Below are 13,493 nucleotides of genomic sequence, written 5' to 3' on the forward strand. Positions count from 1 at the left end.
ATGCGATGCAGTGACAGTGAAAAGTGAGTCGTTCTCGAACGGGGTTTCAGCGCACCTTCTGCGCGTAGCGCCAGGCGAGTTCCGCCATGGGCCTCGCGCGGCGGCCGGCGTCGATGGCCTGCGCGCTCGCGGCTGTGCCGTCCACGACGCGTTTCATGATGCCCTGCAGGATCGCCGCGATCCGGAACATGTTGTACGCAAGATAGAAGTTCCAGTCGCCGCGAATCTCGAGGCCGGTGCGCTCGCAATAGCGCGCAACGTACTGCGCCTCGTCGGGTATGCCGAGCGCCTGCCAGTCGAGGCCGGCAATGCCGCGAAACTGCGCGGGATCGACGTGCCAGGCCATGCAGTGATACGAGAAGTCGGCGAGCGGGTCGCCGAGCGTGGAGAGCTCCCAGTCGAGCACGGCCAGCACGCGCGGCTCGCTCGGATGAAAGATCAGGTTGTCGAGCCGGTAGTCGCCATGCACGACCGATACGCGCGAGCCCGCATCGTCGGGCGTGTGCTGCGGCAGCCATTCGATCAGGTGATGCATGGCGTCGATGCGCTCCGTTTCCGAGGCCTGATACTGGCGGCTCCAGCGATCGATCTGGCGTGCGAAATAATTGCCTGGCTTGCCGTAGTCGGCGAGGCCCACGGCGTTGGGCGTCACGTTGTGGAGCGCGGCGATCACACGATTCATCTCGTCGTAGATCGCGCCGCGCTGCTCGCGCGTCATGCCGGGCAGCGACTGGTCCCAGAGCACGCGCCCCTCGACGAACTCCATCACGTAGAACGCGCGGCCGATCACCGCCTCGTCGTCGCAGAGCGCGAGCATCTTTGCGACCGGGACATCGGTTGCGGCGAGCGCATCCATCACGCGGTATTCGCGTTCGATCGCGTGCGCGGACGGCAGCAGCTTCGCCTTGGGTCCTGGCTTCGCGCGCATCACATAGGTGCGGCCGGGGGTGACGAGCTTGAACGTCGGGTTCGACTGGCCGCCGGCGAACTGCTCGATCGTGAGGGGGCCCTGGAAGCCTTCCACGTGAGCGGCGAGCCAGGCGCTCAGCGCTTCGGTGTCGAAGCGCTGGCGCTCGGCAACCGGGCGCGTGCCTTCGAACGCCGAGTAGTCGGGGCGCGTTTGCGCGTTGTTTTTCGTGTCTCCATCCGGGGTGGCTTGCGCCATATTCGTCTCCCTTCTCCTGATTCTCCTGTGGGTCGCCGCGCGTCAGCCGCGCGGTCTATAGCGCAGGTATTGCGCGTACAGCATCTCCATCGTCGTGTTGCGGGTGTCGCGATGCAGCGGTGAGGGCGGAGCGTAGTTGAGCATGCGCACGACCCAGTCTCGCGGCGCGGCGCCGACATCGAGTGCGTTGATGCAGCCCGTGGCCTGCGCGAGATGGCCGAAGAATGCGCGTCCGCCCGCCGTGATTGCATGCGAGAGAATCGCGCGGTTTACGCCGCCGTGCAGCACGAGCAGCGCCGAGTCCCACGTGAGGTCGGCGCGCAGCGCATCGAGCGGCGGCAGCACGCGGTCGAGCAGCTCGCCGATGGTCTCGCCGCCGAGAAAGCGCGTGTCTTCCGGCACGATGCCGTCGAACACGCGCAGAAAGGCGTTTTCGACTTCAGCGGGAGGAATGGCGGCGAGACGGCCGCCGCGAATCTCCTCCCACGCGCTCTGCACTTCGAGTTCGATCGACTGACCGCTTGCCGCGAGCACGCGCTGCGCGGTCTCGACCGTGCGGCGCAGTCCGCTCACGATCACGCGGTCGAAACGCACCCCCTGCAAGGCGAACGCTGCGCCGGCGGCGGTGGCCTGGGCGCGGCCGTTCTCGTTGAGCGACACGGTGTCCGGGTCGATTGCGCGACCGGTCTCGTCGAAGTAGGTGACGTCGCCGTGACGCATCACGTAGAGGCGCCGGCGCGCGGGCAACGGGTACTCGGTCATGGGTGTGTCGCTCGTGCGGATTGAAGCCGGTTCACTTGTAGACAGGGGCGCGTTTTTCGAGGAACGCAGTAATGCCTTCGAGGCCGTCGCGGTGATGCAGCGACGCGACGAAACTGTCGCGCTCCGCAGCGAGCTGTGCTTCGAGCGGCTGCGCGTCGGCGACGTTCGTCAAACCCTTGATGCGCGCCACCGAATTCGGCGAGATCTTCGCGAGTTCGTCGGCCCAGGCAAGCGCCGTATCGAGCGCCGATTGCGGCTTCGAGAGCCGGTTCACGACGCCCAGTTCCGCGAGACGCGCCGCGCCGATCGGCTTGCCTTCCACCATCAGCTCGAACGCGAGGGCGCGCGGCAGCGAGCGCGCGAGGAACCACGAACCGCCACCATCGGGCGTCAGGCCTACGCGCGAATAGGCCATGACGAACTTCGCATCGTCGGCGGCGACGAGCAGGTCGGCGGCGAGTGCGAGCGAGAAGCCCGCGCCGGCGGCCGCGCCTTCCACGGCCGCGATGATCGGCTTGCTCGACTGGCGCATCGCGGTGACCCACGCAGCGAGCATGTCGATGCTGGCGGCCTGCACCGACGGGTCCTTCGCGCGGTTTTCGAGCAGGCGGTTGAGGTTGCCGCCCGCACAGAAGAAGTTGTCGGCGCCCGTGAGGACGATTGCGCGCAATGACGAATCGCGCTCGGCGGTGTCGAAGGCTTCGACGGCAGCGGCGTACATGTCGGGATGCAGCGCGTTGCGTGCGCCGGGGTTCGACAGCGTGAGGACGAGTGTCGATTCGTGGCCTCGCGGGCGGGTGCTGAGGAGTTCGGCGCTCATTGCGGTGCCTCGTTCGATGCGTTGATGTCTGCTGCGTCTGCTTGCGTCAGCGAAAGGCCGAGCTGCGCGCGGCGCGCGAGCCACGGCGACGGGCGATAGCGCGGATCGCCGAGCACGGTGTGGATGTTGCGCAGGATCGTGAGGATCGTGCGCGCGCCCAGCGCGTCGCCGAGCGCGAGCGGGCCGCGCGGGTAGCCGAGACCCAGCGTGACCGCGAGGTCGATGTCACGGGGCGTGGCGATTTGTTTTTGCGCGATGTCGCAACCGATGTTGACGATCGTCGCGACGATACGCTGCGCGACAAAGCCCGTCGAATCGCGGATCACGGTGACCGGCACGCCGTCGGCGGCGAAGAGCGCGTGGCCCGCGTCGCGGGCTTCGCGCGTGGTGGCGGGCGTCGTCATCAGCGTGCGGCGCTTCGCGGTGTCGAGCGGGAACAGCGTGTCGACGGCGACGACGCGGCTCGCGTCGAGCTGCTCGTCGAGCGCGGAGGTCGTGGCGTCGAGGCCGAGCGGCGCGACGACGATCAGCGAACCGGCTGCCGGCGTATCGCTTTCGTCGACGGCCACACCCGCTTTTACTGCGAGCGCGAGCACGGCGTCACGCGCGGCGGCGTTGCGGCGGCTCACCCAGACGCGCGCAGGCAGCGCCGTGGGCGCTGCGGGCTCGTCGGGCGCCTGCTGCTTGCCATCGACATAGCGATAGAAGCCTTCACCGGCTTTGCGGCCAACGAGGCCGCCTGCGAGCCGCACACCCGTGATGGGGGAGGGCGTGAAGCGCGGCTCCTCATAGAACTGGTGATAGATCGACTCCATCACCGGATGCGAGACATCGAGGGCGGTGAGGTCGAGCAACTCGAACGGTCCGAGGCGAAAGCCAGCCTGTTCGCGCATGATGCGATCGATCTCGACGAAGCTCGCTACGCCTTCGCCCGCCACGCGCAGGCCTTCGGTATTCATGCCGCGGCCCGCGTGATTGACGATGAAGCCGGGCATGTCCTTCGCGCGCACTGGCGTGTGGCCCATGCGGCGCGCGAGCGCCATGAGCGCGTCGCCAGCGGCGGGATCGCTGCGCAGGCCGTCGATCACTTCGACCACCTTCATGAGCGGCACGGGGTTGAAGAAGTGATAGCCCGCCACACGCGATGCATCGCTGCACGCGGCAGCGATGGCGGTAATGGAAAGCGAAGAGGTGTTCGAAACGAGCAGGCAACGCTCGCTCACCACGCTTTCGAGCTCGCGAAAGAGCGTGCGCTTGGCCTCGAGATTCTCGACGATCGCCTCGATCACGAGATCGCAGACCGCGAGTTCATCGATCGTATGCGCGCCGCTCACGCGTTCGAGCGCGGCGTTGGCGGCAGCCTCATCGAGCTTGCCTTTTGCCGCGAGTTTCGCGAAGGTGTCGGCGAGATAATCGCGCGCGGCGGCGACCGCCTGCGGGTTCGTGTCGTAGAGGCGCACCGCGAGGCCTGCCTGCGCAGCGATCTGGGCGATGCCGCGGCCCATCGCGCCGGTGCCGACGATGCCGATTGTCTCAATGTTGAAATGATGTGAAGTCATTGGAAGCCTGGCTCCATGATTGGCCTAGAATAGCACGGTCGTACAATTTTATGAAAACGGTTCGGCAGTTCCGAAAAGGGAGCTGCCTCTCTGAAGGAGGCAACGAGGATGATCAAGCTGCACGGTTTCGCGCTTTCGAATTACTACAACAAGGTCAAGCTTCTGCTGCTCGAGCACGGCATCGCGTTCGAGGAGCTGCCGAACAAGCTGCCGCTCGAAGAGGCGCAGCTCGCGCAGTCGCCGGCCGGCAAGGTGCCTTATATCGAAACGGAGCAGGGCTTTTTGTGCGAGTCGGAAGTGATCGTCGAGTATCTGGCAGCGCGCTTTCCAGAGAAGCACATTTTCGCGGCGGATCCGTGGCAGGCAGCGAAGGAGCGCGAACTCATCGTTTTCATCGAAACGCATCTGGAGTTGAACGCGCGTGAGCTGTATGGCGAGGCGTTCTTCGGCAGCAAGGTGACGGACGAGGTCAAAGCGACCATGGAAAAGCGGCTGCGCCGTTACGTGGCGGCCTTCAGGCGGATCGCGAAGTTCGCGCCTTACGTGGCGGGCGAGCAGTTCGGCGTGGCCGATGCGGCGGCGTTCGTGAGCCTGCCGCTCGTGGGCCGCGCGACGCAGGCCGTCTACGGTAGCGATTTCCTCGCCGACGTGGGTATCGACTGGAAAACGTATATCAAGCTGATCGGTGAACGCCCGACGGCGCAGCGCGTCAACGCGGACCGCAAGGCGTATATCGAGGCGAACTCGTAAGCGTTGCGGCGTTTTGCACGTTGTTGCGCGCGATGATCGGGAACGCACTGCCGTTCGTGGATTCATCGCGCGCGCACGACATCAGAGCCGCGCAAGCCGCTCGAGCGCGGTCGCGAGCGTGCTTTCCTGCTTGGCGAAGCAAAAGCGCACGACGCCCGATTCGTGCGCCTCGTGATAGAACGCCGACACCGGAATGGCGGCCACGCCGATCTCCGCAGTGAGCCACTTCGAGAATTCCGCTTCGGGCAGATCGCTGATCGCCGAATAGTCCACGCACTGGAAGTAGGTGCCTTCGCACGGCAGCAGCTTGAAGCGCGTGTTGGCGAGTCCGGCGCGGAAGAAGTCGCGCTTCTTCTGGTAGAACGCGGGCAGTTCCAGATACGGCTTCGGATCACGCAGATACTGCGCCAGGCCGAACTGCATCGGCGTGTTCACGGTGAAGACGTTGAACTGGTGCACCTTGCGGAACTCGGCCGTGAGCGGCGCGGGCGCGGCGACATAGCCCACCTTCCATCCCGTCACGTGATAGGTCTTGCCGAAGCTCGACACGATGAAGCTGCGCGCGGCCAGCTCCGGATAGCGCGCCACGCTTTCGTGCGGCTGGCCGTCGTAGACCATGTGCTCGTAGACCTCGTCGGAGAGGATCAGCACGTTGGTGCCGCGCACGATCTCCTCGAGCTTTTGCATGTCCTCGGCGCGCCACACCGTGCCCGTGGGGTTGTGCGGCGTATTGATGAGGATGAGGCGCGTTTTCGGCGTGATGGCCGCGGCGAGGCGGTCGAACGCAATCGCGTAGTCGGGCGCTTCGAGCGTCACGAACACGGGCTTGCCGCCCGCCAGTTCGATCGACGGCAAATAGCTGTCGTAGGTCGGCTCGACCACGATCACTTCGTCGCCCGCGTGCACGGTCGCGAGAATCGCCGTGAGGAGCGCTTGCGTGGCGCCGGCCGTCACCGTGATCTCGCTATTGGCGTCGTAGCGGCGGCCGTACACGTGCTCGATCTTGTCCGCGATCGCTTCGCGTAGCGCGGCGATGCCTGCCATCGGCGGGTACTGGTTGTGACCCTCGCGCATGGCTTGCGAGACGGCGTCGACGATGCGCCCGTCGCAATCGAAGTCGGGAAAGCCCTGGCCCAGGTTGACCGCGCCCTTTTCGGCGGCGAGCGCGCTCATCACGGTGAAGATCGTCGTGCCGACGTTCGGCAGACGCGACGGAAAAGAGGGCGTGAGCAGGGTGTCCTGCGAATTCTGCGTGGGATGCGGTGCGTTCATGTCGCGGGCGGGAGTCGGGCGTTGGGTTGGGTCAAAGTCCGATTGTAGGCAAATCGGCACCGCTGCGGTGGTCAGGCCGGGCGCGCACGCCGTGATGCAGGGGCATCAGGCCTGCGCTGCTTGAGCAGCGCTTTGCACGCATTCGGCGACGAAGGCGTCGGGCGTTGCGATGCGAAAGCCAAAGTCGCGCGCCACGCGCTTCGCGAGCTTGAGCACCGCGCGGTCCTTCGAGACGAGCCACCGTGCGCCGCTTGCGCGCGCCAGTTCGAGAAACTTCTGGTCGTCGCGGTCGCGGCATTGGGGCAGGGGCCGCGCGTCGGCGGCAAGCCCGGGCAGCTCGATCAGTTCGACGAGGCCGGCCAGCGCCGCGAGCGCGTCCGCTTTCGCGACGCCGCGGCCAGCGAACTGCGGATAGTCGAGCACGTGGGCCAACTCGGCCTGGCAACGCGCGTCGATCAGCGCCTGGATCGCGCCGCGCTCGAGCGCCGCGCGAATGGGGCGCGTGTGCGCGTCGTCGAACACGAGGATATCGAGCCAGACATTCGAGTCGAGAACCACGGGGAGCGCGCGAGCGGCGGCGGGCGAGAGGGATGCTGCGGTTGGGGGCGTGAGGCCGGTCATTCGTGAATTCGCTACAATCGGGCTTTCGCCTTTGAACATCGGCACATCGTGCCTGCAAGCCTCTATGATAATCGTTCTGTCGCCGGCCAAATCGCTCGACTATGACACGCCGGCGCACATCGAAGCCCACACTATCCCCGATTTCGTCGACGACGCAGCCGAGCTGATCGCGGGCTTGCGCCGCCTCTCGCCGCAGCAGATCGGTTCGCTCATGAGCATTTCCGACCCGCTCGCGCGCCTGAATTTCCAGCGCTACGCCGACTGGTCGAAGCAGTTCAGCCAGACCAACGCGAAGCAGGCCGTGCTCGCGTTCAACGGCGATGTCTACGAAGGCTTCGACGCGAAGTCGCTCTCGTCGGCGGATCTCGACTATGCGCAACAGCATGTGCGTGTGCTCTCCGGGCTCTATGGCCTGCTGCGTCCGCTCGACCTGCTGCAGCCTTATCGCCTGGAAATGGGCACGCGTTTCGAAAATGCGCGCGGCAAGGATCTCTACGCGTTTTGGGGCGAGCGCATCACGCACGCGATCAATGCGCAGATCGAGCACGACCAGGCGAAAGCGGCGAAGGGTGCGCGCGTGCTGGTGAACTGCGCGTCGAACGAGTACTTCAAGGCCGTAAAGCCGAAGAAGCTCGCCGCGCCTGTGATCACGCCGGTATTCGAAGACTGGAAGGGTGGGCGCTACAAGATCATCAGCTTCCACGCGAAGCGCGCGCGCGGCTTGATGGCGCGTTATGCCGTCGAGAACCGCGTGGCGGAGCCCGAGGCGCTCAAGGCGTTCGACGTGGAAGGCTACGCGTTCGATGCGGATGCATCGAACGATTCGACCTATGTATTTCGTCGGCGCATCGCCGAGTAAATGAACAAGCAAGCGGGAAGGAAAACACCATGACGATTGCCATCTCCAGCCATTTCGATGCGGGCGCGATCGAGGTCCTGTCGTGCGAGCGCGCCGACGACATCCGTCTGCGCGTGCGAGCGGATAACCAGTCCGAGTTCGCGCAATGGTTCTACTTCCGCCTCTCGGGCGCGCGCGGCGAACGTTGCGTGATGACGTTCGAGAACGCGTCGGCCTGCGCATTTCCCGAGGGCTGGCGCGATTACCAGGCCGCGGCGAGCTACGACCGCGTGAACTGGTTCCGCGTGCCGACCTCGTATGACGGGAAGGAACTCGTCATCGACCACACGCCCGACTTCGACAGCATCTACTACGCGTACTTCGAGCCGTATAGCGAAGAGCGTCACTCGGAGTTCCTCGGCGCGCTTCAGCAACTGCCGCACGCCACACTGACGGAACTCGGCCAGAGCGTCGAGGGCCGCCCCATGTCGCTGCTCTCGCTTGGCATGCCGGGCGACACCGCGCCCGACGGCAAGCCCAAGAAGACGGTCTGGATCATCGCGCGCCAGCATCCGGGTGAGAGCATGGCCGAGTGGTTCGTCGAAGGGTTGGTCAAGCGGCTCGCCGGTTGGGGCGACTGGGCTGGCGATCCGGTCGCGCGCAAGCTTTACGACCGCGCCGTGTTCCATATCGTGCCGAACATGAATCCGGACGGCAGCGTGCACGGGAATTTGCGTACCAACGCCGTGGGCGCGAACCTGAACCGCGAGTGGATGGCGCCGGACGCGCAGCGTAGTCCCGAAGTGCTGGTCGTGCGCGATGCGATCGAAGCCACGGGCGTCGATCTCTTCTTCGACATCCACGGCGACGAGACGCTGCCCTATGTGTTCGTGGCGGGCTCGGAAATGCTGCCTGGCTTTACCGATCAGCAACGCGCGGAGCAGAAGGCGTTCATCGAGGCGTTCAAGGTGGCGAGCCCCGACTTCCAGGATCAGCACGGCTACGAGGCGAGCCGCTACCGCGAAGATGCGCTCAAACTCGCGTCGAAGTACATCGGCCATCGCTACGGCTGCCTGTCGCTCACGCTCGAGATGCCGTTCAAGGACAACGCCAATCTGCCCGACGAACGCGTAGGTTGGAACGGTGAGCGTAGCGCCGCGCTTGGCGCTGCGATGCTGCAGGCCATCCTGCATCACGTGGAGGCGTTTGCGTAACACGCGTCTTCGCCGCGCAGACATCAAGAAAAGGGGGAAACGGCCAGGCCGTTTCCCCCTTTTTCGCGTCGAGAACACCGACGGGTTCAGTTGGCCGTCGTCTTCTTCTTTGAAGTCGCTTTTTTCGCAATGGATTTTGTCGTCGTCGATTTGCTGGACGACTTCGTGCTGCTCGTCGACGTTTTGTGGCTCGACTTGTTCGCAGGCGTTTTTTTCGAACCGTTGCCAGTGGCCTTCCTGGTCGAATGCTTGCCCTTTCCATGGGCGCCGCTCGACGCCGTGCCGCGCTCGCTGCGTGCGTGCGCCGGCGGGACCGGATCGTTCCAGCTGAACGCGAGCATCTGCTGCCCGACATAGCCGCAGCGAAACTTCAGGTCATAGGGCGAGTTGCCGCTTTCTTTGGGAATGCCGATGCCGTCGACTGTCACGATCGTATCGACCTTTACGCGCTGCTTGCCTTCGTCGAACGAGTCGTTCCACGGCGTCACGCTCGCATGCGCGCTGTCGAACGAACTGGGCGGAAACTCGACGTGATCGAGCGCTTGCGATGTGCTTGCGACGAAGTCGCCGTGCGCCGCGCAGTCCGCGACTAGCGGGTCCGCGTGCATCTGGGTGACGAACTGCTTGACGAGATCGTTGTGTTGATCGAGTTGATCGGCCTGCGCGGCTGGCGCGGCGATGAGCATGAGGCTCGCGGCGCACGCCGCCAGTTGACCGGCTACGAACAACAGCCGGCGAGATGCATGGTTGCAGTCCATCTGCTTGCTAGGGATGAGGGATGAGACGTCAGGCACCGTAAGATGCAGCCCAGCCAGCTTGAGTTCAATCCGGAAACAATTATTTTCTTCTGTCAGAGCAGTGGGATCGGCGCAAGCGCTGCTGCGTATGCGCTTGCGGCCGAGCGCGACGTGCGGTCGCGCCGTCGCCACGTTGCTGGCGGTGGGGCGTCTGGCTGAGGCAGCGTTCAGGTTCGCGGGCCGCCCAGGCGATAGCGACGCACGTCGTACGTGGTGACCCAGGCCGGCCGGTAGACGGCGATCAGCGCCGTTGCCATACCTGTGAACCAGGCTTCGCCCGAAGCGAGTAGAAATACGCTGAATGCATAGCCTGCGGGCACGGTGATCGCCGATCCGCCGTTGAGCGCCACATGGGTGCCGAGCGCGAGATAGGCCGCCGCCGAAACGGCGATGGCTGGCGACACGAAACCCTGGCCGACGATGAACATGAAGAGGTTGCGCGGCAGCCACGCGGTGCAGGCGCGCTGCAGTAGCGCCGAAATCGCGACAGGGAAGGCGCCGAATATCAGGAAGGTGAGGGCGACGCCTTCCCAGGGGGCGTCGAAGACCAGTGCGGCGAGCCCGACGACGACGCCCATGGCGACGAGCGCGAGCCCCCAGTCGAATAGCGTGACCACGAGTGTGGCGCCGAGCAGGTGCAGCACGGTGCCGTCTTCGAGCCACGCATTACTTGCCCACAGCACGGAGATTGCGACGACGATCGCAAGCCACACGTGCTGGAGCGTGGCGTCCTGCAGACGCTTGAAGGGGTTCTTCCATAGCGCGAGCGCGAGCAGCCCCACGGTGACAACCCAGGCACCGATAGCAACCCAGAACGGAAGCGGCGTAAATAGGAACCCCATGTGCTTCATATTACTCGTTGGAAGGCGAGCCGTGTGCGCGAGCGAGCACCAGGGCTTCCTCCTCCGTGCTCTCACTGGCCTCGCCGACGTCGACGGGGCGCATCTGCTGCGCCGCGGCGAGGTCGCCATAGGGCGTCACTGGCTCCGCCGCGATGGGTAGGGGAGCCGCACTGTCGCCTGACAGCAACGGATAGCGATGCGCAAGAGCGTCGCGTGCGCGCAATGGCACCGGACCGTGCTCGCCGTGCCTGGGCTTCGCCGCCCGCTCGCATTCTGCGCGCAGCACTTGCAGCTGGTTCGCGAGCAATCCGTTGTAGATCGCGACGGCTGCCGCGCGATTGGGCGCGCCGAGCTGCTGAAAGATGCTTGTCAGATGGACTTTCACCGTGCCCTCGCTGATGCCGAGCGCTCTCGCGATCATCTTGTTCGTATTGCCCATATGGACGCAGCGAAGGATCTGCTCCTGTCGTGGTGACAGGTCCACCTTCGGACGTACCTTGCGGGCCTGTGCGGCGGCCTGGGCATCGCGCCGGGGCGGCAGCGGCCATGGCGTGCATGGACCGAGCACGTCGGCCGGCAGATGATCGCCACCAAGCATGATGAGTTCCAGAAACTTCACAATCAGGACGGAGTCCGTTGTGCGCCGGATGACGCCGCGGGCGCCTTCGTTGATGAGCGCGCGCACAGTCGTGGGCGTCTCGGCGCTGTCAACCAGTATGGCGACGGGCAAGCTGCGGTGCCGCATGACAAAGTGGCGCAGTTCGCCGGCACGGATGTCGTCGTGCCAGTCGATCACGATCAGGTTGGGGGTGAACCGTTGCAAGGCGCGCTCAGCGCTGCGCCAGTCCGGCGCATCATTGAAGCGTGCGCGACGGTCGATTTGTCTTAACAGCGCCTTGAGTCCTTCGCGCCTTTCGGCGTCCGGATTGAGTACAACGAACCGCATGGATATGCCCTCCTTTCGTAACGGCCTCTCGCAATATTGTGAAATGCGCACCGCTTCTACTCGGCGGTGAACCAGACCAGCAGCACCATGATGACAAAAAGGTTGCGCGCTGGCGGCCTGTCCAAAAGGCATAAGACATAGGGCAAAAAAAAGTCCCGCACACAGGCGGGACCGGGTAGGAATTTGGGCGTTGTCCTAGTGGAAATGTGGCTGTACGGGCTCAGCATCTTCTGGCATCTCGGCGTGGACGATCTCGCCGAGTGGATCCGCATAGAGCGGCACGCCGCAGTCATCGCAGTATTCCGGCTCGAAGCGGCCAGCGTGACGACGGATATCGGTGATGCCCGATTCCTTCAGCAGCGCAACGATCTCTTCGAGCGGACCGCTGCTGACACTCTCCTCGGTCGGCTCTTCGTCGATGTCGGCGTCGCCGTTCTCGCGGCCATAGAGCGGCCAGACCACGCCGTACAGCACGTCATTGCTGCCGCGCTTCGTGAAGCCGATGCGGTATTCGTCGATACGGCGCTCGCCGAACCCGGCGACGACGGCGCGCAAGTCCTGCGCGCCCGCGCCGATCGTGTCGAGCAGATAGCGCACGGCGGTGCGGATCGTGTGCGGGCGCACGCGCTCATCCGCGTCACGGCAGGCAGAGTAGTAGGCGTCCGGCAGCAGGCATTCGAACTCGCATCCTGGCATGACGACGGCAAGGTTGGCGCCGCCCTGGGTAGCCCATTGTTCCAGGCATTGACCGCGCTCGATGCGCGAGCCGTGTTCCTCTTCTTGCCAGCGGAAGAGCGGGGCGCCAACGGGCGCGGCGACGACGGCGAGCAGGAAACGCGGATCGGCGAGGATCGGCGACGTTTCCGGCAGTTCGCCCGAGCTGATTTTCGCCGGCGCGCCGCTCAATGCCGCCTGGGTAAGCTGTTGTGCGAGGCGCCAGGTTTCGACATGGTGGCGCGGCAACTGGTCGATGCTATAGAGATAGGGGGCCATCGCCACGCGCGTGCCGTTCGCCAGCACATGGGCCTGAAGATGGGTGCGCAGGGCGTCGGCGCCGTCGGCCTTCAGCGGGCCCGAAGGGATGACATAGCGCGTCCAGGCCAGCACCGGCGCGGCGACGAGCAGCGCCTCGTATTGCGCGCCGTCGTGTTCGACGATGAACGACTCGCTGTGCGTCTCAGCCATGTCGGCGAGCGCGCCGTAGGCGTCCGGATGATTCTGCTGCAGATGATCGAGCGCGGCGTCGAGTGTGGTCTGATTGCCGTTGCGCACGACCTTCGCTAGCAGCGTGTCGAGCTTTGCCTCCCAGAAGCGGTCTTCGGTGCGGCTGCCCGAGGCGAACAGGGCGAGCGAGAGGCCGACGAGTTTGTCGGCGTCAGGAGGAAGGCGTTTGGCGATTCGCGAGCGCATAAATCTGTGAGTTTGGGTGCAGAGAACCCCATATTCTAGTCGGTTCCGTGCGCGCCATCGGATTGGGCAGCAGGAGCGCACCGAATGGGCCCCGGTGCGATGCAGGATCGTCGTTGCTGCACAGCCGGAAGGCATCGACCGGAAGCACTATGACGACTGCTCTATGGAGCAGGCGAGCCGTGGTCAGCCCGACTTTACTAGCCGGTCAAAAAACCGCTTGCAAGATGTCATCTGCGTGACTAGAATTCCGGTCTTTCGCGCTTTCGATGAAGGCGCGGGGAGACGGGAAGCCTGGGGCGAAAGCCTTGTGGCGACTGGGTCTGCGGGTGATTCGAAGTTGAGCGGCAGGTTGAACGAAGTAAAAAAACCGGTTGACAGATCGCCAGACAGTCTTCATAATCTCGTTTCTCTGCTGCTGACGCAGCAACGCAGAAAGAAGCCGGTAGTTGAGCAGTTTTAACGGCGCTTTCGCGATCGATCTTTAAAAATTTACAGCC

General features: G+C 64.7%; 14 protein-coding genes. 3 read left to right on the forward strand and 11 right to left on the reverse strand.

Annotated elements, in window-relative coordinates; genetic code table 11:
• Positions 1-46: 46 nt before the first annotated feature.
• The 4 genes from AB4Y43_RS24285 to AB4Y43_RS24300 are packed head-to-tail and all read right to left on the reverse strand — an operon-like array spanning position 47 to position 4,306.
• Positions 47-1,165: a phosphotransferase gene (locus tag AB4Y43_RS24285; RefSeq protein WP_368617030.1), complete on the reverse strand. Its 1,119-nt coding sequence runs from the start codon at positions 1,163-1,165 to the stop codon at positions 47-49.
• A gap of 42 nt (positions 1,166-1,207) precedes the next feature.
• On the reverse strand, positions 1,208-1,927 hold the full coding sequence (locus AB4Y43_RS24290; protein WP_368617031.1) for a histidine phosphatase family protein: 720 nt from the start codon (positions 1,925-1,927) through the stop codon (positions 1,208-1,210).
• Positions 1,928-1,958: 31 nt separating this feature from the next.
• Positions 1,959-2,747, reverse strand: coding sequence for an oxepin-CoA hydrolase, alternative type (locus tag AB4Y43_RS24295; RefSeq protein WP_368617032.1), 789 nt, complete (start codon positions 2,745-2,747; stop codon positions 1,959-1,961).
• The gene (locus AB4Y43_RS24300) at positions 2,744-4,306 is read right to left on the reverse strand and encodes a 3-hydroxyacyl-CoA dehydrogenase (RefSeq protein WP_368617033.1); all 1,563 of its coding nucleotides are present in this window, start codon (positions 4,304-4,306) and stop codon (positions 2,744-2,746) included. The genes AB4Y43_RS24295 and AB4Y43_RS24300 overlap by 4 nt, the downstream gene beginning before the upstream one ends.
• Before the next feature lie 108 nt (positions 4,307-4,414).
• Here AB4Y43_RS24300 and AB4Y43_RS24305 point away from each other — a divergent pair, with 108 nt between their 5' ends.
• The gene (locus AB4Y43_RS24305) at positions 4,415-5,056 is read left to right on the forward strand and encodes a glutathione S-transferase (RefSeq protein ID WP_342947965.1); all 642 of its coding nucleotides are present in this window, start codon (positions 4,415-4,417) and stop codon (positions 5,054-5,056) included.
• An 81-nt stretch (positions 5,057-5,137) separates the two neighbouring features.
• Here the strand turns inward: AB4Y43_RS24305 and AB4Y43_RS24310 are convergent, their stop codons facing one another.
• Both AB4Y43_RS24310 and AB4Y43_RS24315 read right to left on the reverse strand, forming a co-directional pair.
• Positions 5,138-6,328 carry a pyridoxal phosphate-dependent aminotransferase gene (locus AB4Y43_RS24310; RefSeq protein WP_368606359.1) on the reverse strand — a complete coding sequence of 397 codons (1,191 nt, stop codon included), beginning with the start codon at positions 6,326-6,328 and terminating at the stop codon, positions 5,138-5,140.
• A gap of 105 nt (positions 6,329-6,433) precedes the next feature.
• Entirely contained in the window at positions 6,434-6,949 is a 516-nt protein-coding gene (locus AB4Y43_RS24315) for a putative toxin-antitoxin system toxin component, PIN family (protein WP_368617034.1), read from the reverse strand.
• 64 nt (positions 6,950-7,013) lie between these two features.
• Here AB4Y43_RS24315 and yaaA point away from each other — a divergent pair, with 64 nt between their 5' ends.
• Together yaaA and AB4Y43_RS24325 are read left to right on the forward strand one after the other, a co-directional pair.
• Positions 7,014-7,808 carry a peroxide stress protein YaaA gene (yaaA, locus tag AB4Y43_RS24320; protein ID WP_368728953.1) on the forward strand — a complete coding sequence of 265 codons (795 nt, stop codon included), beginning with the start codon at positions 7,014-7,016 and terminating at the stop codon, positions 7,806-7,808.
• Between the two features lie 29 nt (positions 7,809-7,837).
• On the forward strand, positions 7,838-9,001 hold the full coding sequence (locus AB4Y43_RS24325; protein ID WP_069265255.1) for a M14-type cytosolic carboxypeptidase: 1,164 nt from the start codon (positions 7,838-7,840) through the stop codon (positions 8,999-9,001).
• Between the two features lie 86 nt (positions 9,002-9,087).
• Here AB4Y43_RS24325 and AB4Y43_RS24330 read toward each other — a convergent pair whose 3' ends face one another.
• The 5 genes from AB4Y43_RS24330 to AB4Y43_RS24350 all read right to left on the reverse strand — a co-directional run.
• The gene (locus AB4Y43_RS24330) at positions 9,088-9,759 is read right to left on the reverse strand and encodes a BspC domain-containing protein (protein WP_342947969.1); all 672 of its coding nucleotides are present in this window, start codon (positions 9,757-9,759) and stop codon (positions 9,088-9,090) included.
• Between the two features lie 206 nt (positions 9,760-9,965).
• Entirely contained in the window at positions 9,966-10,640 is a 675-nt protein-coding gene (locus tag AB4Y43_RS24335) for an energy-coupling factor ABC transporter permease (RefSeq protein WP_069265487.1), read from the reverse strand.
• A gap of 10 nt (positions 10,641-10,650) precedes the next feature.
• On the reverse strand, positions 10,651-11,586 hold the full coding sequence (locus tag AB4Y43_RS24340) for a response regulator transcription factor (RefSeq protein ID WP_069265253.1): 936 nt from the start codon (positions 11,584-11,586) through the stop codon (positions 10,651-10,653).
• A gap of 195 nt (positions 11,587-11,781) precedes the next feature.
• A complete protein-coding gene (locus AB4Y43_RS24345; RefSeq protein ID WP_133182136.1) occupies positions 11,782-12,996 on the reverse strand; it encodes a DUF2863 family protein in 1,215 nt (404 codons plus the stop codon).
• A 239-nt stretch (positions 12,997-13,235) separates the two neighbouring features.
• Positions 13,236-13,493, reverse strand: a 258-nt coding sequence (locus AB4Y43_RS24350; protein WP_368728954.1) for a hypothetical protein, incomplete at its 5' end; no start/stop codon positions are given.

This window comes from Paraburkholderia sp. BR10872, from assembly GCF_040965835.1.
Taxonomy (GTDB): domain Bacteria; phylum Pseudomonadota; class Gammaproteobacteria; order Burkholderiales; family Burkholderiaceae; genus Paraburkholderia; species Paraburkholderia nodosa_A.